Source organism: Castellaniella sp., from assembly GCF_034675845.1.
GTDB lineage: Bacteria > Pseudomonadota > Gammaproteobacteria > Burkholderiales > Burkholderiaceae_B > Castellaniella.
Map to the genome: position 1 here is coordinate 1,199,746 of NZ_JAUCCU010000001.1, position 25,682 is coordinate 1,225,427.

The 25,682-nt window shown below is 56.3% G+C and carries 14 protein-coding genes, 4 tRNA genes, 6 rRNA genes and 1 other RNA gene; 5 read left to right on the top strand and 20 right to left on the bottom strand.

Going from position 1 to position 25,682, the window contains the following annotated elements:
• The first annotated feature begins 45 nt into the window (after window positions 1-45).
• Window positions 46-1,395, top strand: a complete 1,350-nt coding sequence (locus tag VDP81_RS05750; RefSeq protein ID WP_322996604.1) for an ABC transporter substrate-binding protein — start codon at window positions 46-48, stop codon at window positions 1,393-1,395.
• A gap of 106 nt (window positions 1,396-1,501) precedes the next feature.
• Here the strand turns inward: VDP81_RS05750 and VDP81_RS05755 are convergent, their stop codons facing one another.
• The 5 genes from VDP81_RS05755 to rnpB all read right to left on the bottom strand — a co-directional run bounded on the left by VDP81_RS05755 (window position 1,502) and on the right by rnpB (window position 5,881).
• Window positions 1,502-2,707 carry a branched-chain amino acid ABC transporter permease gene (locus VDP81_RS05755; protein ID WP_323011788.1) on the bottom strand — a complete coding sequence of 402 codons (1,206 nt, stop codon included), beginning with the start codon at window positions 2,705-2,707 and terminating at the stop codon, window positions 1,502-1,504.
• A 9-nt stretch (window positions 2,708-2,716) separates the two neighbouring features.
• Window positions 2,717-3,793, bottom strand: coding sequence for a branched-chain amino acid ABC transporter permease (locus VDP81_RS05760; protein ID WP_323011789.1), 1,077 nt, complete (start codon window positions 3,791-3,793; stop codon window positions 2,717-2,719).
• Between the two features lie 5 nt (window positions 3,794-3,798).
• A complete protein-coding gene (locus VDP81_RS05765; protein WP_322996601.1) occupies window positions 3,799-4,506 on the bottom strand; it encodes an ABC transporter ATP-binding protein in 708 nt (235 codons plus the stop codon).
• A complete protein-coding gene (locus tag VDP81_RS05770) occupies window positions 4,487-5,317 on the bottom strand; it encodes an ABC transporter ATP-binding protein (RefSeq protein ID WP_322996600.1) in 831 nt (276 codons plus the stop codon). The genes VDP81_RS05765 and VDP81_RS05770 overlap by 20 nt, the downstream gene beginning before the upstream one ends.
• Window positions 5,318-5,488: 171 nt before the next feature.
• Window positions 5,489-5,881: RNase P RNA component class A (rnpB, locus tag VDP81_RS05775), an RNA gene on the bottom strand.
• Between the two features lie 97 nt (window positions 5,882-5,978).
• Here rnpB and VDP81_RS05780 point away from each other — a divergent pair.
• Window positions 5,979-7,823: an ATP-binding cassette domain-containing protein gene (locus tag VDP81_RS05780; RefSeq protein ID WP_322996599.1), complete on the top strand. Its 1,845-nt coding sequence runs from the start codon at window positions 5,979-5,981 to the stop codon at window positions 7,821-7,823.
• A 12-nt stretch (window positions 7,824-7,835) separates the two neighbouring features.
• On the opposite strand, the gene pyrC is transcribed toward VDP81_RS05780, so the two are convergent.
• Window positions 7,836-8,948, bottom strand: a complete 1,113-nt coding sequence (gene pyrC, locus VDP81_RS05785) for a dihydroorotase (RefSeq protein WP_323011790.1) — start codon at window positions 8,946-8,948, stop codon at window positions 7,836-7,838.
• A gap of 112 nt (window positions 8,949-9,060) precedes the next feature.
• Here pyrC and VDP81_RS05790 point away from each other — a divergent pair, with 112 nt between their 5' ends.
• Window positions 9,061-9,333, top strand: a complete 273-nt coding sequence (locus VDP81_RS05790; RefSeq protein WP_322996597.1) for an SWIB/MDM2 domain-containing protein — start codon at window positions 9,061-9,063, stop codon at window positions 9,331-9,333.
• A gap of 143 nt (window positions 9,334-9,476) precedes the next feature.
• Here VDP81_RS05790 and VDP81_RS05795 read toward each other — a convergent pair whose 3' ends face one another.
• The 12 genes from VDP81_RS05795 to VDP81_RS15340 form a co-directional block, all read right to left on the bottom strand.
• The gene (locus VDP81_RS05795) at window positions 9,477-9,851 is read right to left on the bottom strand and encodes a hypothetical protein (protein ID WP_322996596.1); all 375 of its coding nucleotides are present in this window, start codon (window positions 9,849-9,851) and stop codon (window positions 9,477-9,479) included.
• 116 nt (window positions 9,852-9,967) lie between these two features.
• Window positions 9,968-10,080, bottom strand: a 5S ribosomal RNA gene (gene rrf, locus VDP81_RS05800).
• 231 nt (window positions 10,081-10,311) lie between these two features.
• Window positions 10,312-13,285, bottom strand: a 23S ribosomal RNA gene (locus tag VDP81_RS05805).
• Window positions 13,286-13,638: 353 nt separating this feature from the next.
• A tRNA-Ala gene (locus VDP81_RS05810) sits at window positions 13,639-13,714 on the bottom strand.
• Window positions 13,715-13,740: 26 nt separating this feature from the next.
• A tRNA-Ile gene (locus VDP81_RS05815) sits at window positions 13,741-13,817 on the bottom strand.
• A gap of 117 nt (window positions 13,818-13,934) precedes the next feature.
• Window positions 13,935-15,477 (bottom strand): 16S ribosomal RNA (locus VDP81_RS05820).
• A 435-nt stretch (window positions 15,478-15,912) separates the two neighbouring features.
• Window positions 15,913-16,025, bottom strand: a 5S ribosomal RNA gene (gene rrf / locus VDP81_RS05825).
• Window positions 16,026-16,256: 231 nt separating this feature from the next.
• Window positions 16,257-19,230 (bottom strand): 23S ribosomal RNA (locus VDP81_RS05830).
• Between the two features lie 352 nt (window positions 19,231-19,582).
• Window positions 19,583-19,658, bottom strand: a tRNA-Ala gene (locus VDP81_RS05835).
• Between the two features lie 27 nt (window positions 19,659-19,685).
• Window positions 19,686-19,762: transfer RNA gene (locus tag VDP81_RS05840), tRNA-Ile, on the bottom strand.
• 117 nt (window positions 19,763-19,879) lie between these two features.
• Window positions 19,880-21,422, bottom strand: a 16S ribosomal RNA gene (locus VDP81_RS05845).
• Together the 16S, 23S and 5S rRNA genes with 4 tRNA genes alongside form the textbook arrangement of a ribosomal RNA operon.
• 586 nt (window positions 21,423-22,008) lie before the next feature.
• Window positions 22,009-22,203 carry an Lrp/AsnC ligand binding domain-containing protein gene (locus VDP81_RS15340; RefSeq protein ID WP_416233210.1) on the bottom strand — a complete coding sequence of 65 codons (195 nt, stop codon included), beginning with the start codon at window positions 22,201-22,203 and terminating at the stop codon, window positions 22,009-22,011.
• A 248-nt stretch (window positions 22,204-22,451) separates the two neighbouring features.
• Here VDP81_RS15340 and VDP81_RS05850 point away from each other — a divergent pair, with 248 nt between their 5' ends.
• Window positions 22,452-23,435 (top strand): nucleoside recognition domain-containing protein, encoded by a 984-nt coding sequence (locus VDP81_RS05850; protein WP_322995461.1) that lies wholly within the window; start codon window positions 22,452-22,454, stop codon window positions 23,433-23,435.
• 74 nt (window positions 23,436-23,509) lie between these two features.
• Here VDP81_RS05850 and msrA read toward each other — a convergent pair whose 3' ends face one another.
• Window positions 23,510-24,040 (bottom strand): peptide-methionine (S)-S-oxide reductase MsrA, encoded by a 531-nt coding sequence (gene msrA, locus VDP81_RS05855; RefSeq protein ID WP_322995462.1) that lies wholly within the window; start codon window positions 24,038-24,040, stop codon window positions 23,510-23,512.
• 78 nt (window positions 24,041-24,118) lie between these two features.
• Between msrA and lgt the strand changes: the two genes are divergently transcribed.
• Window positions 24,119-24,913 carry a prolipoprotein diacylglyceryl transferase gene (gene lgt / locus VDP81_RS05860; RefSeq protein ID WP_323011791.1) on the top strand — a complete coding sequence of 265 codons (795 nt, stop codon included), beginning with the start codon at window positions 24,119-24,121 and terminating at the stop codon, window positions 24,911-24,913.
• On the opposite strand, the gene VDP81_RS05865 is transcribed toward lgt, so the two are convergent.
• Window positions 24,837-25,643, bottom strand: coding sequence for an SIMPL domain-containing protein (locus tag VDP81_RS05865; RefSeq protein ID WP_322995464.1), 807 nt, complete (start codon window positions 25,641-25,643; stop codon window positions 24,837-24,839). The two genes, lgt and VDP81_RS05865, sit on opposite strands and share 77 nt — an antisense overlap.
• Between the last annotated feature and the right edge of the window lie 39 nt (window positions 25,644-25,682).

A 25,682-nucleotide genomic window follows, 5' to 3' on the forward strand; every position in this document is an offset into this window, starting at 1 on the left:
ACGCGTTTGCCTGTCCTGTGCCAGCTAACCAAAAGGAGACTCTTCATGTCGGATCATCCCTTCCCGCACCCCGCATCTCGCCGCCAATTTCTACTCAGTCTAGGCGCAGCTGGCGGTACCTTGGTGCTCAATACCCTGCCGTTTTCACGCGCTATGGCCGCAGGGGCTCCACCCGCCATCAATCTCGGTCAGGTGCTTCCCATGACGGGTTCCGCCGCAGAGTTCGGCCCCTATTACCGGGATGCCGTCGCCTTGGCTGTCAACCAGATCAACACCGCAGCCAAGCAAGTCTTTGGCGGGCCCATCATTGCCAACCACGTCACGGCAGATAGTTCCACCCTGCCCACGGTGGGTGTGCAGGCTGCCCGCCAGATGGTCGACACCCAGCACACACCTGTCATCATCAACGGCTGGTCCAGCGGCGTCACAGTGGCCATTGCCACGTCCGTCACTATTCCGTCGGGGGTTCTGCAAATCGGCAATGGCACCACCTCGCCCCTGGTCACCGTGCTGCCCGCCGACGCCAAAGCTGATCTACTGTTTCGCACCAGCGCATCCGATGCCATGCAGGGCGTCGTGGCTGCCCAGTTCGTCAACGGTGAAATCGACCCGGACTACAAGTTCAAGCGCGTCGCCACCATCTACATCAACAATCCCTACGGCCAGGGTCTGTCCAACGCCTTCACGGCAGCCTTCAAAAAGCGGGGCGGCACTGTTCTGGCCGAAGTCCCACACCCCGAGGAAGTCCAGCCCACCTATAAATCCATGCTGTCGCAAGCCCTGAAGGACAAACCGGATCTCCTGCTGATCGTCAGCTATCCCGCCCACACCATCGCCATCTGCAAAGAATCCCGCGATACCTTCAGCTTCACCAAATGGCAGTTCACCGATGGCAATGCCAGCATCGACATCATCAAGGAAGTCGGCGCCAAGGACATGGATGGCCTGTACGGCACCGCCCCCGGCGAAGACACCAGCACCCAGTCCTACAAGGACTTTGCCAAAACCTATCTTGGGACATACCAACGCGACCACTTCCCGCCGTTCACTACATGTTCCTATGATGCGGGCATGGTGGCCGGTCTGGCCATGGCGGCCGTCGTGGCCAATGGGGCCACTGACGCCTCGAAAATCACCGGCACGGTCTTGCGCGACCAACTGCGCAACATCGCCAACCCGCCGGGTGAAATGATCGACGGCGGCGATCAGGCCCGGATCACCCAAATGCTGCAGGCCCTGAAGGACAAGAAAAAAATCAATTACAACGGCGTCGCAGGCCCCTGCGACTTTGATAAAAACGGCGATGTCATTACCCCGGTCAATATCTGGAAATACACCGGCGACAAGATCGACACGGTCAAGATGGTCCCCGCCAAGGACATCCCGGCTGAATAACACATCCGTAACAGGCATGAAAAACACCCCAAAGGTTGAATCAGTGTCCAACTTTTGGGGTGCAGTTCACGACGTGGTCTTTTTTCATGCCTGGGAACAACCCGCCTCAGTCTTCCGGCACGTCTTTCAAAAACCGGGACACGCGTTTTTTCTCGGGCAAGATCCCCTGAGGCCGAAACAACACAATCAACGCCAGCAGCAGCCCCACAAAGGCCCAGCGCAGGAACGACATCCGCGCCGCCATATCCGGCGCCACACCTTGCAAAGCCACCTGCAGATAATCCGTGACAAACCCGGTGCCGCTCCAGACTGCCCAGATCACAAAAGCCCCCAAGATGGCGCCTTTATTGTTGCCACTGCCCCCCAGCATCAACATCACCCAGACCAGAAAAGTCGCAAACAGGGGCTTGAAGTGGCTGTAGTCAATCGTGACCATATAAGGCGCATACAAGGCGCCGGCGACCCCGATGACCACGGCCCCCAGCACAAAGGACTGCACCCGCAAGGATTTGACCGGCTTGCCATTCATGGCCGCCGAATCTTCCTCGTCGCGCACAGCTCTTAAGGCCCGCCCCCAGGGAGAACGCACCATGGCTTCCAGTACCCCATACACCAGCGCCAAGGCCAAGGCCACAATCGCCAGGTACAAATAGCTGTAATCCCGGGGCTGCAGGGCCGACAGCGTCTGATTGACAGCGTCAGGCAACCAACTGCAGCCTTCGGCATCGAAAACACAGGACAGAGGCTGGGTAATCCCCGAGAGCGGCTGCGGCCCATTGGCCAGCCAGCGTTCGTTCTGGAAAATCAACCGGATGATTTCGGCAATGCCCAGGGTGGCAATCGCCAGAAAGTCAGCACGCAAGTGCAAGATGGGCTGGGCAATGAAATACGCCACTACCCCGGACATGATGCCAGCGGCAGCCACCCCCACCAGAAAGGGCGCATTGAAGCCGAACCACTGCTGGGCATACGCCGCCATCACGCCCGCAGGCATCGAGGTGACAAACAAGGCCATGGTAAACGCCCCCACGGCAAAAAACCCGGCAATGCCGAAATTCAGGTGGCCGTTATACCCCCACTGGGCATTCAGGCCCAGGGACAAGATCGAGTAAATCATCGCCATGATGCTGAAGGACACCAGATAATCCATGATGCCCGGCAGCCACCCCGCCACCCCGAAAGCCAGCACCCCACCCAGCACCAGAGCCGCCGACAGGCGCAAAGGCCAGCGCCAGCGGGAAAACAGCAGACACCCCAGCAAAAACGCCGGCACGAACAGGAAGCAGGCCTTGAGCAAATGCGCAGCATCCATGACGGTCTCCTAGCGTTGAGCAAACAGGCCCTGGGGCCGCATCAGCAGCACCAGCACCATCAAAACAAAAGCCACCGCCGGGCCATAGGCGGGATTGAGAAAGGCCGAGGTCAGCTGCATGGCCACCCCGATGATGATGGCCCCTACCAACGCCCCCCAGGCGCTGCCTATGCCCCCCATGATCACGGCGGCAAACAGCGGCAACAACAACACAAAACCCATGTCCGGCCGCATCTGCGATGCCAGCCCGTACATGACCCCGCCCACGGCGGCCAGCCCGGCGCCAATCGCCCAGGTCCAGGCAATGACCTGTTCGGTATTGATGCCACGCACCTGGGCCAGGTCCGGGTTATCTGCCGTGGCGCGCATGGCCTTGCCGATCCGGGTTCGGGTCAGCATCCAGTACAGCAGAGCCACCAGCACAATGGCCAGCACAAAGACGAAGATCTGGTCCGCCTGCAGGCGCAGCCCCAGCGGCAAGGACAGGGCGGGGTTGGATCGACCCGAATAATAAAAATGGAAATCCGAGCCCCAGATCAGATAGACAATGCCGCGCAGCAAGAACTCCATGCCCAGGGATGCCATGGCCAGCAACACCAGCGGCGAGCGATGCCTGCGCAAGGGGCGATACAGCAGGCGGTCGATGAGTATGGCCACCAGGGCCGTCACGACGGCAGCCACCAGAATCCCGGCCAGGAGTTCCCAACCGAAGGAAAACTGCCAGATGGGATTGGACTGCGGCAGGACCAACACCATCCCGTAGGTGATGTAAGCACCCAGGGTCAGGAACTCCCCGTGGGCGAAATTGGGGAATTTCAGCACCCCATAGCACAGGGTCAATCCGATCCCCCCCAAGGCGATAATCCCCCCCAGCATGACGCCCCAGGCAGTCAGCGACAGCATCTCCTGGGCATCCGTGCCTGAAAGCCAGCCGGCCACCCACATGCCGACCAGCACCAGCAATAACACCCCGCCGACAAAACGGCTGCTGCGTGCGCCAGCGGCATCCCGTGCATCCACCACGGCATTCTCGAGAGGATCGGTGGCATCCAGACTATTGTTTGCAGATTGTGCAGAATCAGCCATCGGAATCAGCCCCCCAGATAAAGGCGCCCTACATTGGGATCATCGAGCAAGTCGCGCCCCGTGCCCTCGTGGCGGTTTTCGCCATTCGCCAGAACATAGCCGCGATGCGCCATGCCAAGGGACTGGCGGGCATTTTGTTCGACCATCAACACGCCAATCCCGGATTCATTGATCCGGGCAATGCGCTCGAAAATCTCGTCGACGAGCTTGGGCGATAAGGCAGCAGTGGGTTCGTCCAGCAGCAGCAGTTTTGGATTCATCATCAAGGCGCTGCCCATCGCGACCATCTGCCGTTCTCCGCCTGACATTTTCCCCGCCAACTGACGCCGTCGCTCGCGCAGTTTGGGGAACATCTCGTAGACACGGTTTTTGTGCTCGGCAAGATCCGCCGCCCCCAAAGGGAAGGCCCCCATTTCGAGGTTTTCCTCGACGGTCAGCGTGGTGAACACATTGGCCACCTGGGGCACATAGCACATGCCCAGGCGCACGATCTGGTGAGGCGCCGTCCGGGAAATATCGTGCCCATCAAATGTGATGCCCCCTTGGCGGGGATGCAACAGGCCAAAAATGGTCTTCATCAAGGTGGACTTGCCCGCGCCATTGGGCCCGATGATGGAAATGACCTCGTCCGCGTTGACCACAATGGATAGATTGCGCAGGATTTCGGTATCCCCGTACCCTGCCGTGATGGCATCAACCTGCAGTAGCGGCATATTGCCCTCCCAGGTAGGCTTCCAGCACTGCCCGATTGTTGCGCACGGCCTCGGGCTCACCTTCGGCGAGCTTGCGTCCCTCGCTCATGACAATCACCGGATTGCACAGGCTCATGACCATGTTCATGTCGTGTTCGATCAGCAAAAAAGTAATGCCACGGTCACGGGCCAGCGCCTGAATATTATGGATAATGCTTTGCAGCAAAGTGCGGTTGACCCCGGCGGCAGGCTCGTCCAGCAGAATGATTCGTGGATCGGCCATCAGCATGCGGCCCATTTCCAGCAGCTTCTTTTGGCCGCCTGACAGATTGGCGGCGTACTCGTATTTGACGTGCGACAGCTGCAGATAATCCAGGACCTCGAGGGCTTTGGCCAGATTGGTGGATTCTTCGGCACGCACCTGCGCCGGACGCAGCAAGGCATTCCACCAGTATTCGCCGGACTGTCCCGCTGGCACCAGCAGCAGGTTTTCCAGGACGCTCATGGTGCCGTGTTCACGCGGAATCTGAAAAGTACGGCACAGGCCACGCGCAAAGACCTGATCGGGCCGCAAATGCGCGATATCCTGACCATCCAGTAAGATTTGGCCGGAATCTGGCCGAATGAAGCCTGTAATGAGATTGAATGCCGTGGTCTTGCCCGCGCCATTCGGGCCGATCAAACCGGTAATGGTGCCCTGCTGAACCTGAAAGGAGCAGCGATCCACCGCCCGCAGGCCGCCGAAGCTTTTCGCCAGATCGCGGACTTCAAGCAGCGGAGGTCGCTGGCTGAGGGCCGTGCCCGACAGGGATGTAACTGTCGAATCTGTCACCGAGGTCTCCTGCTGGATATCCGTGTATGGAATCCGGCAGGCGTACCCGCCCTATACGAAACTTATCCGACCTGGGCAGGCCGTCGGTTCGAAAGTTGTATTCAGGGTAGCACAGGCGCAGCGGCTGCCGCATACGCATAATTCCCTATGGGCGGCACAGCAGAAAGAAAAGTGCGGAACAGATCTATAGGCCGGATTTTGTACGCCGGGCGAACCCGACGGGCAATCATTCCTCTGGTCTGGCCATTACTGACCAGCTCTAGCCATCTACCCGCATGCTAGGGCGGGCCGCCCTGTCGGCACGAAGCCGGCGCATGCCTATTTGATGTTGCTCCGGATAGAGGTTACCGCGTTTCACCCTGCCACGCCCTATCGGCCAAGCCGACAGGCAGTACGGAGTGGCCGTACCGGAGTGCCCTATTGGACACCCTCGTGGCAGTCTCGTCTCTGTGGCCCTGTTCCTCGGCTTGCCGTAGCTCGCCGGACGGCTGTTAGCCGCTACCCTGCCCGATGGAGTCCGGACCTTCCTCGGAATTTTCATCCCGCGATTGCCCGATCTGCCCCGCAGCCGCATTGTACGCCAGGCAGCACAAACTGCGACAATAGGATTTTGGCTGAATTCACCGGCCCTGCCTGACGCGTTTACAGAGATTTCATTGATATGTCCGATACCCTGCTTGCTCTCACCCAGGCTCAGTTGGCCTATGGCCACCACCCCTTGCTCGACCGTGCCGACCTGGCCCTGCAAAACGGCGAGCGTATTGGCCTGATCGGGCGCAATGGAGCAGGCAAATCATCCCTGTTGCGGGTGCTGGATGGACGCACCCAGCTGGATGATGGCGACATCCGCCGTCAAAAAGGCCTGCGTGTCGCCACAGTCGAACAAGAACCCAGCCTGCCCGAAGACCAAACTATTCTGCAGTATCTCCAAGGGGACTATCTGGCGGCCGAAGACTGGTCGCGTGGCGCCCGCGCGGCATCCCTGATTGACTCCCTGGGCCTGGATGGCGACCTGCTGATTGCCGGCCTGTCCGGCGGCACCCGCAAGCGCGTCGCCCTGGCCCGGGCCCTGGTCGAAGAACCCAATCTGCTGCTGTTGGATGAACCTACCAACCATCTGGACTTCGAGGGGATTGCCTGGCTGGAAACCCTGCTGCGCCAGGCCCGCATGACAATCGTGCTGATCACCCACGACCGGCGCTTCCTGGACGAGGTCGCCACGCGCATCATTGAACTCGACCGCGGCCAGCTATTCAGCTTTCCGGGAAACTTCTCGGACTGGCAAACCCGCAAGGCCCAATGGCTGGAAGCCGAGCAACAGGCCAATGCCCGCTTCGACAAGCTGCTGTCCCAAGAAGAAGTCTGGATCCGCAAGGGTGTCGAAGCTCGCCGCACGCGCAACGAAGGCCGCGTCAGGCGCCTGGAAGCCTTGCGCCGCGAACGCACGGCACGGCGCGATCAGCAAGGCCAGGTGCGCTTTGCCGTCAGTGACGGCCAACGCTCGGGCAAGCAAGTCGCCGAACTCGAAAACGTTACACACGGCTTCGATGACCGCGTCCTGATCCGCGACTTCAGCACACTGATTCTGCGCGGCGACCGCATCGGCCTGATCGGCCCCAACGGCGCGGGCAAAACCACACTGCTGCGCATCCTTCTGGGGGAACTCACCCCCCAGCATGGCAGCGTGCGCCTGGGCACGAACCTATCCATCGGTTACTTCGACCAGATGCGCGATCACCTGGATGAGTCCGCCACCCTGGCCGACACCATCAGTCCAGGCAGTGACTGGGTGGAGATCGGCACCCAGCGCAAGCACGTCATGAGCTACCTGGAGGACTTTCTGTTCCCCGCCGCCCGCGCGCATTCCCCCGTATCCAGCCTTTCTGGCGGAGAACGCGCCCGCCTGGCCTTGGCTCGGATGTTCGCCCAGCCGCATAACATTCTGGTGCTGGACGAACCCACCAACGATCTGGACATTGACACGCTGGAGCTCTTGGAAAGCCTGCTGCAGGACTACCAGGGCACTGTCTTGCTGGTCAGCCACGACCGCAGCTTCCTGGACAATGTCGTCACACAAACCATTGCCGCCGAAGCAGATGGACACTGGCAGGAATACGTCGGCGGCTATGCCGACTGGGAAGCCCAGCGGCCCCAAGCATCGGCCTCCGCTGCCGCCCGCAAGCCAGACGTTGTTGCTCAGCCAGCCCAGGCGCCAATGTCAGGCCCGTCCGGCGCAGTGTCTCCCGAACCCGAGTCCTTGGCCGATCGCCCACGGCGCAACCGTCTGGCCCCCTGGGAAGCCGACGAGCTGGCCAAGCTGCCCGACCAGATCGCCACCCTGGAGGTCGAACAGGCCAAGCTTGCCGCTGCGCTCTCTGATCCTGATCTCTATCGTGAAGGCCCCGATGAGGCCAATCGCATTCAGCTTGAGCTGGATACCCTGGAAACGCAGCTGGATGCCCTGTTCGAGCGCTGGACCACCCTGGAAGAAAAAAACAGCGACTGAAGCCGAGCCACCTTAATCCTGTACCCGCCAATCCAGCGATTCCCCTGCCGCCAAGGGCACGAGTTCTTCGCCCGCCAACGGCAGTGTCGCCGGAATCACCTCGGGGGAACGCACTAAAGTCAGCGTTCCCTGATTCACTGGCAAGCCATAGAAGGCCGGCCCGTTCAGGCTGGCAAACGATTCCAGTCTATCCAGCCGTCCAACGGATTCAAAGGCTGTCGCATACAACGCCATGGCATGGCGCGCCGTATAACAACCCGCACAGCCGCAATCCTGCTCTTTTGCCCCCCGAGGATGCGGTGCGCTGTCCGTGCCCAGAAAAAACCGTGCATCCCCGCTGGTGGCAGCATCCAGCAAGGCCAAGCGATGGCGTTCGCGCTTCAGGACAGGCAAGCAGTACCAGTGAGGCCGCAACCCACCCTGGAACAGGGCATTGCGGTTGTACAGCAAATGGTGTGCCGTGATGGTCGCCGCCACCGGGCCTTCGGCCTGACGCACATAGGCCACCCCTTCTGCCGTTGTCAGATGCTCGAACACGACCTTCAGTGCCGGATAAGCCTGACGCAAGGGCCGCATCACCTGATCGATAAAGACCGCCTCGCGATCAAACAGATCGATCGCCGGATCGGTGACCTCGCCATGCACCAGCAAAGGCATCCCACAGCGCTGCATGGCATCCAGCGCGGCACGACAATGCCCCAGCAGATCCGTCACCCCGGCATCCGAGTGCGTCGTCGCCCCGGCCGGATATAGCTTCACCCCATGCACCAGGCCGCTGTCCTTGGCGCGCAGGATTTCGTCCGCAGGCGTATTGTCCGTCAGGTATAAGGTCATCAGCGGCTGAAAATCCCCAGCGGACAGCCCCACAGCCTGCAAGGCGCGCAAAATCCTATCCCGATAAGCCTGCGCATCAGCAGTCGTCAGCACAGGCGGCTTTAAGTTAGGCATGATGATGGCGCGGCCAAACTGGCGTGCAGAGTCTGCCACCACGCTGTGCAGCACCGCGCCATCACGCAAATGCAGGTGCCAGTCATCCGGGCGCGCCAGGGTCAATCGTTGTATGGCAGTGCTGCCCGCTGCGGCATGGGCCGCCTGCACATCAGATAAAGGGATTTTAGAGGTCATTTTTACTACACCAGAGGAAAAACCTGCTTTTTTTAGGCAGGCGCTTTGTCTTTGAGGGGAACACGCGTTAAGCTTCGGGGGCTATTCATTCAATCAAGTAGGAGCCTGTTTCATGGCAACCACCGAAAAACCCGGACGCAAGCCCAATGCGGCCTTCATGAAGCCCCTGACACCCAGCGCTATCCTGGCTGCCGTCATTGGCGATGAAGCCGTGCCCCGCACGGAAGTCACCAAACGAATCTGGGAATACATCAAGAAACACGACCTGCAAGACCCAGCTAACCGTCGTAATATCAATGCCGACGATAAGCTGCGTCCTTTGTTCGGCAAAGACCAGGTCTCAATGTTCGAGCTGACCAAACTCGTCAGCCAACATCTGAAATAAGCCTGTTCTGCCCCAGGGCCATCCCATGGCCCAATGGGTGATCCCAACCAGGCATCACCCCGCCCAGGGCAGCACACAGGCCGGTCAGGATGCAGTGACCGGGGTGTATTACCCCCCACGAACCGCATCCTGCACCAAAACGCTTACAGGCCAGGCAGGGGGGTCTCACCCGAGAAATGCGCCAGCCAGCCTTTCATGATGCGATAAATAATCCAGATAAAGGCCACCAGGCCCGTGGCATAGCCCACGAAGATCAGCATCAGGGCGGCACTGATCAGCATCCACAGCAAGCCCCACCAGAATGTACGAATAATCCAGTCGATGTGGCCGGCATAGACCGTCCCCACCATGTCGCTGCGCTTAAGATAAGCCAACACCACCGCCGCAATGGCTGCCGCGCCCAGTAAGCCGGCTGACAGCACGCCGATGGCAAACAGGGCATACATCAAATGAACCAGTTGGCCTTGCGTCAGGCCCCTGTCGATGTGGGGGCTGTGGGGGCTATCGTCTTGAGTCATGAAACCTCCGGGGCGTGCAGACGCCGCAATTAGATCGGAGTTCATTCTAACGAATATTCAACTGAAAAGACAAAACCCCTGCAGCGGATAAGCTGCAGGGGTTTTGCGGAATAAAAGCCTGACGATGACCTACTTTCACAGGTGTCCACCCACTATCATCGGCGCGAAGGCGTTTCACTGTCCTGTTCGGGATGGGAAGGAGTGGGGCCACCTTGCTATGGTCGTCAAGCATAACTGGTTGTGTGCTAGTTTTTTAAGGACTAGCGCACGAATTTGGAAGAAGCACACTGTGCATTGCTGTGCGGCGTGTCGATTTGACAGCGGCGCAGTGTAGCAGGTTTTAGGCCTGCTTTGCACGGGTTGTTTTGTACGATTGTTTGTTGCGTTCGAATTGAATTGGGCTTTACACACGATTCACTATTCTCATACAGGCAAGCCTTTGGCTAACCTGCAAGGTTATAGGATCAAGCCGCACGGGCAATTAGTACTGGTTAGCTGCACGCATTACTGCGCTTCCACACCCAGCCTATCAACGTCCTGGTCTCGGACGACCCTTCAGGGGGGTCAAGCCCCCGGGATACCTAATCTTCAGACGAGTTTCGCGCTTAGATGCCTTCAGCGCTTATCTCTTCCGCACGTAGCTACTCGGCAATGCCATTGGCATGACAACCGATACACCAGCGGTGCGTCCACTCCGGTCCTCTCGTACTAGGAGCAGGCTCCGTCAAGTATCCAACGCCCACGGCAGATAGGGACCAAACTGTCTCACGACGTTTTAAACCCAGCTCACGTACCTCTTTAAATGGCGAACAGCCATACCCTTGGGACCGGCTACAGCCCCAGGATGAGATGAGCCGACATCGAGGTGCCAAACACCGCCGTCGATATGAACTCTTGGGCGGTATCAGCCTGTTATCCCCAGAGTACCTTTTATCCGTTGAGCGATGGCCCTTCCATACAGAACCACCGGATCACTATGACCTGCTTTCGCACCTGTTCGACTTGTCAGTCTCACAGTCAAGCACGCTTATGCCATTGCACTATCAGCACGATTTCCGACCGTACCTAGCGTACCTTCGTACTCCTCCGTTACACTTTAGGAGGAGACCGCCCCAGTCAAACTGCCCACCATGCACTGTCCCCAACCCGGATAACGGGCCAAGGTTAGAACCGCAAACAGACCAGGGTGGTATTTCAAGGTTGGCTCCACTGCATCTAGCGACACAGTTTCAACGCCTCCCACCTATCCTACACAGGCCGGTTCACAATCCAATGCAAAGCTACAGTAAAGGTTCATGGGGTCTTTCCGTCTAGCCGCGGGTAGATTGCATCATCACAAACATTTCAACTTCGCTGAGTCTCAGGAGGAGACAGTGTGGCCATCGTTACGCCATTCGTGCAGGTCGGAACTTACCCGACAAGGAATTTCGCTACCTTAGGACCGTTATAGTTACGGCCGCCGTTTACCGGGGCTTCGATCAAGAGCTTGCACCCCATCACTTAACCTTCCGGCACCGGGCAGGCGTCACACCCTATACGTCGACTTTCGTCTTGGCAGAGTGCTGTGTTTTTAATAAACAGTCGCAGCCACCGATTCACTGCGGCCCCTTCATGCTCAGTGCGCAGGCACCTCACACTACCAGGGCATACCTTCTCCCGAAGTTACGGTATCAATTTGCCGAGTTCCTTCTCCTGAGTTCTCTCAAGCGCCTTGGAATATTCATCCCGTCCACCTGTGTCGGTTTGCGGTACGGTCTCGTGAGACTGAAGCTTAGAGGCTTTTCCTGGGACAACTTCCGATCAGTCCAGGAACCGAAGTTCCTGTTCACCCACACCCTTGAATTACGCGCCCGGATTTGCCTAAGCGCCTTCTATGATGCAGCAACGGGGACATCCAACACCCCGATGATCTTGCAGTCATCCGTCCCCCCATCGCATCTCACGACGGTGCTGGAATATTAACCAGCTTCCCATCAGCTACGCATCTCTGCCTCGCCTTAGGGGCCGACTCACCCTGCGCCGATGAACGTTGCGCAGGAAACCTTGGACTTACGGCGAGGGGGCTTTTCACCCCCTTTATCGCTACTCATGTCAGCATTCGCACTTCTGATACCTCCAGCAGACCTCTCGATCCACCTTCGCAGGCTTACAGAACGCTCTCCTACCGCGTGCGCCCAGTGGCGCACACCCGCAGCTTCGGTAACTGGCTTAGCCCCGTTACATCTTCCGCGCAGGACGACTCGATCAGTGAGCTATTACGCTTTCTTTAAAGGATGGCTGCTTCTAAGCCAACCTCCTGACTGTCTATGCCTTCCCACTTCGTTTCCCACTTAGCCCGTTTTAGGGACCTTAGCTGGCGGTCTGGGTTGTTTCCCTCTTGAGTCCGGACGTTAGCACCCGGTGCTCTGTCTCCCACACTGTACTTGCCGGTATTCGGAGTTTGCCATAGGTTGGTAAGTCGCCATGACCCCCTAGCTATAACAGTGCTCTACCCCCGGCAGTAATCATGTGAGGCACTACCTAAATAGTTTTCGGAGAGAACCAGCTATCTCCAGGCTTGTTTAGCCTTTCACCCCTATCCACAGTTCATCCCCTAATTTTTCAACATTAGTGGGTTCGGTCCTCCAGCACGTGTTACCGTGCCTTCAACCTGACCATGGATAGATCGCCTGGTTTCGGGTCTACACCCAGCGACTAATTCGCCCTATTCGGACTCGCTTTCGCTACGCCTTCCCTATTCGGTTAAGCTTGCCACTGAATGTAAGTCGCTGACCCATTATACAAAAGGTACGCAGTCACCCCCCTTTAAGGACTCTCTACAAATCCGCTCGGGATCTGCTTCAGCCTATGATCTTTTGATGCGGCTGCGCCGCACCGAAAGCCCTTAAAGGGGGGCTCCTACTGTTTGTATGCATACGGTTTCAGGATCTATTTCACTCCCCTTCCGGGGTTCTTTTCGCCTTTCCCTCACGGTACTGGTTCACTATCGGTCGATTACGAGTATTTAGCCTTGGAGGATGGTCCCCCCATCTTCAGACAGGATTTCACGTGTCCCGCCCTACTTGTCTGACGCCTAGTCTCACACTCCAAATTTCGTCTACAGGGCTATCACCATGCTACGGCTGGCCTTTCCAGACCATTCGACTATTTGAAGTGCTATCTCGTCACGGCTCTTCCGGTTTCGCTCGCCGCTACTTCCGGAATCTCGGTTGATTTCTTTTCCTCGAGCTACTGAGATGTTTCAGTTCACCCGGTTCGCTCCGTGCAGCTATGTATTCACTGCACGGTACGCCATTGCTGGCGTGGGTTTCCCCATTCGGACATCTGCGGATCAAAGCTTGTTTGCCAGCTCCCCGCAGCTTTTCGCAGGCTACAACGTCCTTCGTCGCCTGTAATCGCCAAGGCATCCACCATATGCACTTATTCGCTTGATCCTATAACTTTGCAGGTTATAGGAATTTGAGTTTCGCGTGTTTGTGCCGTTCAATTCCATTAAAGGCTCATCAACCTTGCATCCCGAAGAACGCAATGTTGCTTGAATCTTAGAACTTTTGAACAATTGATTTTGCAATCACAACCCGTAAATTACCCATCACGACAATTAAGTCGATCATGATATTTACATTTGTTGTGCTTCTTCCAGATTGTTAAAGAACATGGTAATACTACTGAATTCCCACTCGGGCAAAAACCCGAAGATGAAACCCAGTCAGCAGTATCCTGATTTACAATCAAGCGCAGCACTAAGCTGCGATCAATTCAATCAAGCCACTCTTGACTGAGCGCCTGGTGGAGGATGACGGGATCGAACCGACGACCCCCTGCTTGCAAAGCAGGTGCTCTCCCAGCTGAGCTAATCCCCCGTTTTTAAGCCTATCGCCAAAAACCGTGGTGGGTCAAGATGGATTCGAACCATCGACCCCCGCCTTATCAAGACGGTGCTCTAACCGACTGAGCTACTGACCCCCTAGTCGTGACCACTGCCGTCTGCGTTGACTGCAGTGCTTGGACTTCAGACCATGTTACTAAACAAACAGCCGATAAGCGTGGACGCTATGACAACAAGCACAGTGGCTTGCTCTTAAAGGAGGTGATCCAGCCGCACCTTCCGATACGGCTACCTTGTTACGACTTCACCCCAGTCATGAATCTCACCGTGGTAAGCGCCCCCCTTGCGGTTAGGCTACCTACTTCTGGTGAAACCCACTCCCATGGTGTGACGGGCGGTGTGTACAAGACCCGGGAACGTATTCACCGCGACATTCTGATCCGCGATTACTAGCGATTCCGACTTCACGCAGTCGAGTTGCAGACTGCGATCCGGACTACGATCGGGTTTCTGAGATTGGCTCCACCTCGCGGTTTGGCATCCCTCTGTCCCGACCATTGTATGACGTGTGAAGCCCTACCCATAAGGGCCATGAGGACTTGACGTCATCCCCACCTTCCTCCGGTTTGTCACCGGCAGTCTCACTAGAGTGCTCAACTGAATGTAGCAACTAATGACAAGGGTTGCGCTCGTTGCGGGACTTAACCCAACATCTCACGACACGAGCTGACGACAGCCATGCAGCACCTGTGTTCCGGTTCTCTTGCGAGCACAATTCAATCTCTTGAATCTTCCAGACATGTCAAGGGTAGGTAAGGTTTTTCGCGTTGCATCGAATTAATCCACATCATCCACCGCTTGTGCGGGTCCCCGTCAATTCCTTTGAGTTTTAATCTTGCGACCGTACTCCCCAGGCGGTCAACTTCACGCGTTAGCTGCGCTACTAAGGTTAATAAACCCCAACAGCTAGTTGACATCGTTTAGGGCGTGGACTACCAGGGTATCTAATCCTGTTTGCTCCCCACGCTTTCGTGCATGAGCGTCAGTATCATCCCAGGGGGCTGCCTTCGCCATCGGTATTCCTCCACATATCTACGCATTTCACTGCTACACGTGGAATTCTACCCCCCTCTGACGTACTCTAGCCCGGTAGTTAAAAGTGCAGTTCCGAGGTTAAGCCCCGGGATTTCACACCTTTCTTTCCGAACCGCCTGCGCACGCTTTACGCCCAGTAATTCCGATTAACGCTTGCACCCTACGTATTACCGCGGCTGCTGGCACGTAGTTAGCCGGTGCTTATTCTGCAGGTACCGTCATTAGCCCAGGGTATTATCCCAGGCCGTTTCTTCCCTGCCAAAAGTGCTTTACAACCCGAAGGCCTTCATCGCACACGCGGGATGGCTGGATCAGGGTTTCCCCCATTGTCCAAAATTCCCCACTGCTGCCTCCCGTAGGAGTCTGGGCCGTGTCTCAGTCCCAGTGTGGCTGGTCGTCCTCTCAAACCAGCTACAGATCGATGCCTTGGTAGGCCTTTACCCCACCAACTAGCTAATCTGATATCGGCCGCTCCAATAGTGAGAGGTCTTGCGATCCCCCCCTTTCCCCCGTAGGGCGTATGCGGTATTAGCTGACCTTTCGGCCAGTTATCCCCCGCTACTGGGCACGTTCCGATATATTACTCACCCGTTCGCCACTCGCCACCAAAGAAAGCAAGCTTCCTTCGTGCTGCCGTTCGACTTGCATGTGTAAAGCATCCCGCTAGCGTTCAATCTGAGCCAGGATCAAACTCTTCAGTTCAATTCCTGTAATCGTAGTTCCTTGTCTATAAATAGACAGAAAGCTACGGTTCGCTTGCATCACTCAAAAGAAATGACAAAGCTTGGTGTTAACCTTACTTCTTCATTTCTATCTGTGCGAGCACTTGGTATAACTTGTTTGCATTTCCAACACAGGACCGGTTCGTGAGAACCAAATCCGCGTCGGGCCATGCTGCTTGTTACCCAGCGCCCACACTTATCGGCTGTTAAGTTTTTAAAGAACAAATCTGCCAGAAGCAGAGAAACGAGATTATGAAGCAGTTTTTATTTCCTGTCAAGCCGCTGACCCGGGAAGGTATAAGTTCGCGATTCCGCTTACCTAAACCACATCCTGCCGCTGCCTGACTAAAAACAACCCATATCCCGAGAACGAAGCCCCTGTCGCAATAAGCGACAGGGGCTTCGAGGAATAAAAGCCTGACGATGACCTACTTTCACAGGTGTCCACCCACTATCATCGGCGCGAAGGCGTTTCACTGTCCTGTTCGGGATGGGAAGGAGTGGGGCCACCTTGCTATGGTCGTCAAGCATAACTGGTTGTGTGCTAGTTTTTTAAGGACTAGCGCACGAATTTGGAAGAAGCACACTGTGCATTGCTGTGCGGCGTGTCGATTTGACAGCGGCGCAGTGTAGCAGGTTTTAGGCCTGCTTTGCACGGGTTGTTTTGTACGATTGTTTGTTGCGTTCGAATTGAATTGGGCTTTACACACGATTCACTATTCTCATACAGGCAAGCCTTTGGCTAACCTGCAAGGTTATAGGATCAAGCCGCACGGGCAATTAGTACTGGTTAGCTGCACGCATTACTGCGCTTCCACACCCAGCCTATCAACGTCCTGGTCTCGGACGACCCTTCAGGGGGGTCAAGCCCCCGGGATACCTAATCTTCAGACGAGTTTCGCGCTTAGATGCCTTCAGCGCTTATCTCTTCCGCACGTAGCTACTCGGCAATGCCATTGGCATGACAACCGATACACCAGCGGTGCGTCCACTCCGGTCCTCTCGTACTAGGAGCAGGCTCCGTCAAGTATCCAACGCCCACGGCAGATAGGGACCAAACTGTCTCACGACGTTTTAAACCCAGCTCACGTACCTCTTTAAATGGCGAACAGCCATACCCTTGGGACCGGCTACAGCCCCAGGATGAGATGAGCCGACATCGAGGTGCCAAACACCGCCGTCGATATGAACTCTTGGGCGGTATCAGCCTGTTATCCCCAGAGTACCTTTTATCCGTTGAGCGATGGCCCTTCCATACAGAACCACCGGATCACTATGACCTGCTTTCGCACCTGTTCGACTTGTCAGTCTCACAGTCAAGCACGCTTATGCCATTGCACTATCAGCACGATTTCCGACCGTACCTAGCGTACCTTCGTACTCCTCCGTTACACTTTAGGAGGAGACCGCCCCAGTCAAACTGCCCACCATGCACTGTCCCCAACCCGGATAACGGGCCAAGGTTAGAACCGCAAACAGACCAGGGTGGTATTTCAAGGTTGGCTCCACTGCATCTAGCGACACAGTTTCAACGCCTCCCACCTATCCTACACAGGCCGGTTCACAATCCAATGCAAAGCTACAGTAAAGGTTCATGGGGTCTTTCCGTCTAGCCGCGGGTAGATTGCATCATCACAAACATTTCAACTTCGCTGAGTCTCAGGAGGAGACAGTGTGGCCATCGTTACGCCATTCGTGCAGGTCGGAACTTACCCGACAAGGAATTTCGCTACCTTAGGACCGTTATAGTTACGGCCGCCGTTTACCGGGGCTTCGATCAAGAGCTTGCACCCCATCACTTAACCTTCCGGCACCGGGCAGGCGTCACACCCTATACGTCGACTTTCGTCTTGGCAGAGTGCTGTGTTTTTAATAAACAGTCGCAGCCACCGATTCACTGCGGCCCCTTCATGCTCAGTGCGCAGGCACCTCACACTACCAGGGCATACCTTCTCCCGAAGTTACGGTATCAATTTGCCGAGTTCCTTCTCCTGAGTTCTCTCAAGCGCCTTGGAATATTCATCCCGTCCACCTGTGTCGGTTTGCGGTACGGTCTCGTGAGACTGAAGCTTAGAGGCTTTTCCTGGGACAACTTCCGATCAGTCCAGGAACCGAAGTTCCTGTTCACCCACACCCTTGAATTACGCGCCCGGATTTGCCTAAGCGCCTTCTATGATGCAGCAACGGGGACATCCAACACCCCGATGATCTTGCAGTCATCCGTCCCCCCATCGCATCTCACGACGGTGCTGGAATATTAACCAGCTTCCCATCAGCTACGCATCTCTGCCTCGCCTTAGGGGCCGACTCACCCTGCGCCGATGAACGTTGCGCAGGAAACCTTGGACTTACGGCGAGGGGGCTTTTCACCCCCTTTATCGCTACTCATGTCAGCATTCGCACTTCTGATACCTCCAGCAGACCTCTCGATCCACCTTCGCAGGCTTACAGAACGCTCTCCTACCGCGTGCGCCCAGTGGCGCACACCCGCAGCTTCGGTAACTGGCTTAGCCCCGTTACATCTTCCGCGCAGGACGACTCGATCAGTGAGCTATTACGCTTTCTTTAAAGGATGGCTGCTTCTAAGCCAACCTCCTGACTGTCTATGCCTTCCCACTTCGTTTCCCACTTAGCCCGTTTTAGGGACCTTAGCTGGCGGTCTGGGTTGTTTCCCTCTTGAGTCCGGACGTTAGCACCCGGTGCTCTGTCTCCCACACTGTACTTGCCGGTATTCGGAGTTTGCCATAGGTTGGTAAGTCGCCATGACCCCCTAGCTATAACAGTGCTCTACCCCCGGCAGTAATCATGTGAGGCACTACCTAAATAGTTTTCGGAGAGAACCAGCTATCTCCAGGCTTGTTTAGCCTTTCACCCCTATCCACAGTTCATCCCCTAATTTTTCAACATTAGTGGGTTCGGTCCTCCAGCACGTGTTACCGTGCCTTCAACCTGACCATGGATAGATCGCCTGGTTTCGGGTCTACACCCAGCGACTAATTCGCCCTATTCGGACTCGCTTTCGCTACGCCTTCCCTATTCGGTTAAGCTTGCCACTGAATGTAAGTCGCTGACCCATTATACAAAAGGTACGCAGTCACCCCCCTTTAAGGACTCTCTACAAATCCGCTCGGGATCTGCTTCAGCCTATGATCTTTTGATGCGGCTGCGCCGCACCGAAAGCCCTTAAAGGGGGGCTCCTACTGTTTGTATGCATACGGTTTCAGGATCTATTTCACTCCCCTTCCGGGGTTCTTTTCGCCTTTCCCTCACGGTACTGGTTCACTATCGGTCGATTACGAGTATTTAGCCTTGGAGGATGGTCCCCCCATCTTCAGACAGGATTTCACGTGTCCCGCCCTACTTGTCTGACGCCTAGTCTCACACTCCAAATTTCGTCTACAGGGCTATCACCATGCTACGGCTGGCCTTTCCAGACCATTCGACTATTTGAAGTGCTATCTCGTCACGGCTCTTCCGGTTTCGCTCGCCGCTACTACCGGAATCTCGGTTGATTTCTTTTCCTCGAGCTACTGAGATGTTTCAGTTCACCCGGTTCGCTCCGTGCAGCTATGTATTCACTACACGGTACGCTATTGCTAGCGTGGGTTTCCCCATTCGGACATCTGCGGATCAAAGCTTGTTTGCCAGCTCCCCGCAGCTTTTCGCAGGCTACAACGTCCTTCGTCGCCTGTAATCGCCAAGGCATCCACCATATGCACTTATTCGCTTGATCCTATAACTTTGCAGGTTATAGGAATTTGAGTTCGCGTGTTTGTGCCGTTCAATTCCATTAAAGGCTCATCAACCTTGCATCCCGAAGAACACAATGTTGCTTGAATCTTAGAACTTTTGAACAATTGATTTTGCAATCACAACCCGTAAATTACCCATCACGACAATTAAGTCGATCATGATATTTACATTTGTTGTGCTTCTTCCAGATTGTTAAAGAACATGGTAATGCTACTGAATTCCCACTCGGGCAAAAACCCGAAGATGAAACCCAGTCAGCAGTATCCTGATTTACAATCAAGCGCAGCACTAAGCTGCGATCAATTCAATCAAGCCACTCTTGACTGAGCGCCTGGTGGAGGATGACGGGATCGAACCGACGACCCCCTGCTTGCAAAGCAGGTGCTCTCCCAGCTGAGCTAATCCCCCGTTTTTAAGCCTATCGCCAAAAAACCGTGGTGGGTCAAGATGGATTCGAACCATCGACCCCCGCCTTATCAAGACGGTGCTCTAACCGACTGAGCTACTGACCCCCTAGTCGTGACCACTGCCGTCTGCGTTGACTGCAGTGCTTGGACTTCAGACCATGTTACTAAACAAACAGCCGATAAGCGTGGACGCTATGACAACAAGCACAGTGGCTTGCTCTTAAAGGAGGTGATCCAGCCGCACCTTCCGATACGGCTACCTTGTTACGACTTCACCCCAGTCATGAATCCCACCGTGGTAAGCGCCCCCCTTGCGGTTAGGCTACCTACTTCTGGTGAAACCCACTCCCATGGTGTGACGGGCGGTGTGTACAAGACCCGGGAACGTATTCACCGCGACATTCTGATCCGCGATTACTAGCGATTCCGACTTCACGCAGTCGAGTTGCAGACTGCGATCCGGACTACGATCGGGTTTCTGAGATTGGCTCCACCTCGCGGTTTGGCATCCCTCTGTCCCGACCATTGTATGACGTGTGAAGCCCTACCCATAAGGGCCATGAGGACTTGACGTCATCCCCACCTTCCTCCGGTTTGTCACCGGCAGTCTCACTAGAGTGCTCAACTGAATGTAGCAACTAATGACAAGGGTTGCGCTCGTTGCGGGACTTAACCCAACATCTCACGACACGAGCTGACGACAGCCATGCAGCACCTGTGTTCCGGTTCTCTTGCGAGCACAATTCAATCTCTTGAATCTTCCAGACATGTCAAGGGTAGGTAAGGTTTTTCGCGTTGCATCGAATTAATCCACATCATCCACCGCTTGTGCGGGTCCCCGTCAATTCCTTTGAGTTTTAATCTTGCGACCGTACTCCCCAGGCGGTCAACTTCACGCGTTAGCTGCGCTACTAAGGTTAATAAACCCCAACAGCTAGTTGACATCGTTTAGGGCGTGGACTACCAGGGTATCTAATCCTGTTTGCTCCCCACGCTTTCGTGCATGAGCGTCAGTATCATCCCAGGGGGCTGCCTTCGCCATCGGTATTCCTCCACATATCTACGCATTTCACTGCTACACGTGGAATTCTACCCCCCTCTGACGTACTCTAGCCCGGTAGTTAAAAGTGCAGTTCCGAGGTTAAGCCCCGGGATTTCACACCTTTCTTTCCGAACCGCCTGCGCACGCTTTACGCCCAGTAATTCCGATTAACGCTTGCACCCTACGTATTACCGCGGCTGCTGGCACGTAGTTAGCCGGTGCTTATTCTGCAGGTACCGTCATTAGCCCAGGGTATTATCCCAGGCCGTTTCTTCCCTGCCAAAAGTGCTTTACAACCCGAAGGCCTTCATCGCACACGCGGGATGGCTGGATCAGGGTTTCCCCCATTGTCCAAAATTCCCCACTGCTGCCTCCCGTAGGAGTCTGGGCCGTGTCTCAGTCCCAGTGTGGCTGGTCGTCCTCTCAAACCAGCTACAGATCGATGCCTTGGTAGGCCTTTACCCCACCAACTAGCTAATCTGATATCGGCCGCTCCAATAGTGAGAGGTCTTGCGATCCCCCCCTTTCCCCCGTAGGGCGTATGCGGTATTAGCTGACCTTTCGGCCAGTTATCCCCCGCTACTGGGCACGTTCCGATATATTACTCACCCGTTCGCCACTCGCCACCAAAGAAAGCAAGCTTCCTTCGTGCTGCCGTTCGACTTGCATGTGTAAAGCATCCCGCTAGCGTTCAATCTGAGCCAGGATCAAACTCTTCAGTTCAATTCCTGTAATCGTAGTTCCTTGTCTATAAATAGACAGAAAGCTACGGTTCGCTTGCATCACTCAAAAGAAATGACAAAGCTTGGTGTTAACCTTACTTCTTCATTTCTATCTGTGCGAGCACTTGGTATAACTTGTTTGCATTTCCAACACAGGACCGGTTCGTGAGAACCAAATCCGCGTCGGGCCATGCTGCTTGTTACCCAGCGCCCACACTTATCGGCTGTTAAGTTTTTAAAGAACAAATCTGCCAGAAGCAGAGAAACGAGATTATGAAGCAGTTTTTATTTCCTGTCAAGCCGCTGACCCGGGAAGGTATAAGTTCGCGATTCCGCTTACCTAAACCACATCCTGCCGCTGCTCGACAAAAAGACTCCATCTTCTCGTCGAAGGCCAGAATTGAAACACATTTAAGTTTCAACGTCAAGCCCTACCGCATTCGGCCTAGACCGAATCTTCGTCGTCAGCGGGAAATCCTGAATCGGGCTTTAGCCTGCAAACTCTGGCTTTCCTGCCTGGCTATCCATCGGTGTTACCCGGTGAATTCAGGGTTAACCCCTGGGTGCCTGGCGGCGAAGAGGTCGAACTATAGCACGGTTTTTTTGAGTTGTGCAAATGGGTCTGAAAACCACGATCGAAGCCTTGGGTGGGGCAGGCAAGCCTGATTCAAGCCGCACAGGAAGAACGCCGCCAGATCGCTGACCTGTATGCGCAACAGGTAATCCATATCGCCTGATATGGTGCAGCACTGGATGATCTCGGGCCACATAGCGACGGACATAACCTGGCTCTTCGAGGCGCTTGTCGCGCTGCAAACATGGGTTGGGCGAAAGGCCCGCTGACGGGGTTCGTTTCGTCCAGATCAGCAGAATGCGTCATGAGGTATTCAGGGAGTCACCAAGTAAGCTGCAATTGGCAATCCGAGTGCATACAATGGGCGCTATATTCCGCTAAGCCGCTCTGTTGCACACCTGCGGATTGATCTGGTCGCCTTTGTTATCCCGCCCCAACCTGCCCCGCCCCCTTCCCATGATGCCCCTTCTGTCCTATCTGAATACGATCCGCCAGCGCAGCACACATATGTTCATGACCATTGCCCGCATCATGGTGCCGGTGATGGTCATCGTGTATGTCGCGGATCGCCTGGGACTGGTCAGGCTGGCGGGCGAAGCCCTGGCGCCCGCCATGGCGCTGCTGGGCCTGCCGCCCCAGGCCGGCATCATCTGGGTGACCACGGTCATTACCAATATCTATGGCGGCATGGCATCCATGGCGGCGCTATCGGACGGATTGGACATGAGCGTCGCCCAGGTCAGTGCGCTGGGGGCCATGATGCTGTTTGCCCATAACATCCCGACCGAACAAGCCATTGTGCGCCGCGCCGGGGCCAGTGCGCTGGTGACCGGCAGTCTGCGTATCGGGGTCGGGATTTTATATGGCGCGGCAGTGACCTGGACCTGTCATGCGCTGGGATGGCTGCAGGAACCGGTGTCATTTGCCTGGATGGGGCAGGATGCGGGGCTGAACCAGGGCCCACCGGACTTTCTGCCCTGGTTATGGACCACAGCAGAATCACTGCTGCTGGTGCTGGCGGTGATCGTGGTACTGGTGGTGTTGCTGGATTTGCTGGAACGCCTGGGCATCACACGGCTGGTGACACGGCTGCTGACGCCCGTGCTGCGTCTATCGGGCCTGGAAGAACGCGCCGCACCGCTGACCACGGTAGGCGTACTGCTGGGGCTGGCTTACGGCGGGGCCTTGATCATCGAGGCGGCAGAGCGCGAGAACTTCAGTCCACGCACGCGATTGCTGGCCCTGTCATGGTTGTCGCTATGCCATGCACTGATCGAGGATACTTTGCTGATTATGGCCCTGGGGGCCGATATCTGGGTCATTCTGGTGCTGCGCAGCCTGGTGACGCTGGGCATACTAGCGGGCATGGCGGCATTGACTCAGCCGCATACCCGGTGGGGCCGACGCCTGGCCGCGCGCGCAGTTGGCGCCGGGCCGTAGCAATCGCCCAAGCGAATGCTCACTTCTCTTAGTGGGTTCAGCAAGAATGACGAATCACGCGACAGGCAGAGCGATTACTGGCTGCTGTCCAGCAGATGGGCGTAGCGTTGGCGGAATTTTGCCATTTTCGGACTGATGACAAAGCGACAGTAGCCCTGGTCGGGATAGCGCCGGTAGTAGTCCTGGTGTTCGGGCTCGGCAGGCCAGAAATCACCTGCGGCCTGGATGCGGGTACAGATCGGCGCATCAAAATACGTCTGTGCCTGAGCCCGTGCATCGTTGGCGATCTGATGCTGATGGTCGTCCAGATAGAAAATAGCCGATGCGTACTGTGGGCCGATATCGTTGCCCTGCCGGTCCGGGGTCGTGGGGTCATGAATGCCGAAGAAAACATCCAACACTGCACGATAGGATATTTTTGCAGGATCGAACCGCAGCCGCACGACTTCGATGTGGCCGGTGTCCTGACCACAAACCTGTTGGTAGGTGGGCGACGGCACATGCCCGCCGCAATAGCCAGGCTGGACATCCTGCACCCCCGCCAGCGCACGGAATACGGGCTCCAGGCACCAGAAGCAACCGCCGCCCAATACTGCATGTTCCATCTGATCCCCCTACCAAATAGCGCGTCAAAAGCCCAACTAAACTATTATCCATGATTGTTCTATCTTGCGGTGCCTGACATGCTTTTTCCTCATATCGACCCCGTTGCCTTGCAGATCGGCCCGGTGGCCATCCATTGGTACGGACTGATGTACCTGGCAGGCTTTGCCCTGGCCTGGCTGCTGGGACGCTGGCGCATCCATCACCATCCCTGCGGACTGAACCTGCGCGACCTGGAGGACATTATTTTCTATGGTGTGCTGGGTGTGGTGCTGGGCGGGCGCCTGGGGTATGCGCTGTTTTATAAATTCGACGACTATCTGGCCCACCCGACCTCGCTGCTGTATGTCTGGCAAGGCGGCATGTCTTTTCATGGCGGCCTGCTGGGTGTTGTGATTGCCATGCTGATTTTTGCCCGCAAGCGCGGCATGAAGCTGCTGGCCATCGGGGATTTCATTGCCCCGCTGATCCCCTTGGGGCTGGCCGCCGGGCGGCTGGGCAACTTCATCAATGGGGAACTTTGGGGGCGCCCCACAGATTTACCCTGGGCCATGGTGTTTCCGGGCAGCCAGGACGGGATTGCACGGCACCCGTCTCAGTTGTATGAAATGGGGCTGGAGGGCTTTGTGCTGTTTGCCGTGGTGTGGTGGTTTGCCCGCAAACCCCGCCCCACGGGACAAACCAGCGCCGTGTTTCTGATGGCTTACGGGGTATTGCGGTTCTTGGTGGAATTCACCCGCGAGCCCGATGATTTCCTGGGCCTGCTGACGGGTGGCCTGTCGATGGGGCAGTTGCTGTCTATTCCAATGGTGTTGATTGGCCTGGGTCTGTTTTGGCGGGCTGCAAAACAATCACCCCCTGCACCGACACGCTGATGGTTTGCTGGCCTGCTTCCAGAGGGGCTGCAACCTTGTCGGCTGCCATGGCGCTCATCATCATGCGCGGCGCAGGTGCATACGAGATTTCGCCCGAGCCGCCCAGATCCAGGGAATGTAAACGGTAGCTGGGAAATTGCAGCGCCTGTGTCAGGGCCTGAGCACGATCCCGGAAGGCCTGCACGGCCTGTTGCATGAGTTTTTGTTCCTCGGCCGCCTGGCGTTTCCGGGAGACGGAAAACGACAGGCCATCGATGGACAGATGCGGGGACATCTGGGCCGCCAACTGCGACGTGGCATTGAAGTCCTGGGATTTCAACAGGATTTCGGCACGGCCGCGCCATTCGGCTATTTTTCCGTCACGGTCGTTGGAAGGCCAGATGCGATAGGCGCCGCTGCGGACCTCGATATTGTCATGCCCCTTGGCCTGTTTCATCGCGGCATCCAGTCGTGTGTTGAGCTGATCCGAGACCTGCTGCTGAGTCGTCCCGGAAAGTTCGGCCGACAGCGTGACCTGTACGGTGTCCTGCTGGACTTCGGTACTGGCCTGGGCCGACAGCGTGGCTCGGGGATAGGAATCGGCGGGTTCGTGCGCCTGCGCCAGCGGCGCCAATGCCAATAACCCACCCAAGACCATCGCGTGCCATGAAAGCCGGGCAGGTTTCAAGGCCGATTGATGCCAGAAGGAACGACCAAACCGGCCGCAAGCGTTGGAGGAAGAGATGGTCATGAGTGGCCCTAAAAAAAAGGCCTGCCGTATTTCACGGCA